2 protein-coding genes are annotated in these 1794 nt (G+C 77.0%); both read right to left on the reverse strand.

Annotated elements, in window-relative coordinates:
* Positions 1-70: 70 nt before the first annotated feature.
* Entirely contained in the window at positions 71-487 is a 417-nt protein-coding gene (locus tag ABZ885_RS40450) for a pyridoxamine 5'-phosphate oxidase family protein (protein ID WP_360200101.1), read from the reverse strand.
* Between the two features lie 128 nt (positions 488-615).
* Positions 616-1461 carry a sigma 54 modulation/S30EA ribosomal C-terminal domain-containing protein gene (locus ABZ885_RS40455; protein ID WP_360200099.1) on the reverse strand — a complete coding sequence of 282 codons (846 nt, stop codon included), beginning with the start codon at positions 1459-1461 and terminating at the stop codon, positions 616-618.
* Between the last annotated feature and the right edge of the window lie 333 nt (positions 1462-1794).

Consider the following 1794-nt stretch of genomic DNA (forward strand, 5'->3'; position numbering starts at 1 on the left):
TCGCCGAGGACGAGGGTCTCGGACTGGCGCTGCTCGAAGCGGCGCATGTTGATCACGCCGGTGGTGCGCGCTACCGGACGGCGGCCGGGCCCGCGGTGAGCCGGTAGCCGGTCACCAGGTCCGGCCGGATCGCCACCGTGTGGTCCATGCCCGCCGCCACCCACGGCCGCAACAGCCCGCGATACCGGGCCAGTTGGTCCGGGTCGGTGACCGGCCGGGCATAGCCGGTGACCACCACGCTCCAGCCCAGGTGGGTCAGCGGGTCGATGGCGTCGGCCTCGTAGGCGACCACGACGCCGTCCGCGTCCGCCCCCAGCGCCGCGGCCGTGAGCGCCGCGCCGCCATGGGTGCGGATCACCACGACGTCGTCCACCAGCACGTGGTTGACGGGCCGGATGGCCGGCAGGGCGCGGTCGGTGAACACGATCCGCCCGTACGACGCACCGCCCAGCAGCCGCAGCGCCTCGCCGCGTTCGAGCGGCTCCAGGTGCCGCGGCGACGGCCCGTCGGCGGCCGGCCGGCCATCGGTGCGGGGCGGACCGTCGGTGCGCGGCGGCCCGGCCGGACCGCGTCTCCTCCGCAGCGCCCGGAGCCGGCGCTGCACGGCCTCCTCGTTCACGAGACGGCCGCGATCAGTCCGAGCCGGCCGTCGAAGCGCCGGTAGAGCACCCTGCCGCGCCGCGTCCCGGGCTGGGCGAAGAACAGGAACGGGAGGTCGGCCGCGGAGAGCCGTTCGACGGCCTGATGCGCCGTCAACTGCGGTGCCCCGTTCGGGCTGAGGGTGAACGGGACGGCCGGCCGGGTGGGCGGGCCGGCGGCCACGGTGCGGGTGAGCCGGTAGCCGGTCGGACCGACCCGGTAGACGACGGCGTCGGTCTCGGTGGCCGGGTCGGTGAACAGGTGGATGTCGAAGTCCATCGCGTCCATGGTCCGGGCCGCCGCGTCGGGCGAGCACCACACCAGGGAGGCCTGCTTGCGCCGGACGATGTGCTGCGGAGCGTCCTCGTACGGGATTTCGGTGCACGGGTGGGCGGCGGTCCCGACGCCTCCCGCGGCCACCGCGAGCCGTCCGGCGCGCACCCGGGCACCCCGGGCGGGGGCGGCGGCGGTGCGCTGCACGGGGACACCGGCCGGGAGACCCCGGCCGCGGGCCCGGCGGGGCCACGGGCTGGGGGTCCAGCCTGCGGTCGCCGCGGCCAGCCGGGCGCGCAGGCCCTCGGCCAGCCGGTCCAGTGCCTCGCCGAGGTCGGCCGCGGCCTCCTGCACGCGGATCCGCCGGCCGTCGACCTCGGCGTTGACCTGGGTCAGCACCGTCGCCGGGCCGACCAGCCCGACCCGGACCCGCAGCGACTCGACCAGGGCGTCGGCCCCGTGGACCGCCGCCGTGATCCGCGACCTCGCGTCGGCCGCGACGCCCCGCTCCATCCCCTCGCACACCTGCACCGTGACCAACTCGCCCATCTCCGGCCTCTCCCGTCCCGCCTCGCCGTTGCAACTCCAGGTGGTTCCACGTCCTGCGACGCCTGCCCCCGGCGACCGCCATGTACACACACCCGCGCGACGATCACGATCCCTCCGCCGCTCCGGCCCCGGGACGGGCCGCACGACCCCATCACCGGGCCGCCCGTCCCCATCCGCCGCGCCGAACGGGCATGAGATGATCTGAACATGCCTACTCTCGACCACCGGCTCACCGCACGCTCCACCGGGACGGCGCCGGCCCCGGGGCGCCCGCGCCGCCCGGACCGGCCGTGAACGGCCGCCCGGCGGTGACGACCCGGCCGGCGGCCGCCC

The organism is Kitasatospora sp. NPDC047058 (assembly GCF_040643935.1).
Taxonomy (GTDB): domain Bacteria; phylum Actinomycetota; class Actinomycetes; order Streptomycetales; family Streptomycetaceae; genus Kitasatospora.

What these genes read in the sequence shown, in the direction of transcription:
- ABZ885_RS40455 (WP_360200099.1), bottom strand. Translation starts at nt 1,461, where the DNA reads ATGGGCGAGTTGGTCACGGTGCAGGTGTGCGAGGGGATGGAGCGGGGC.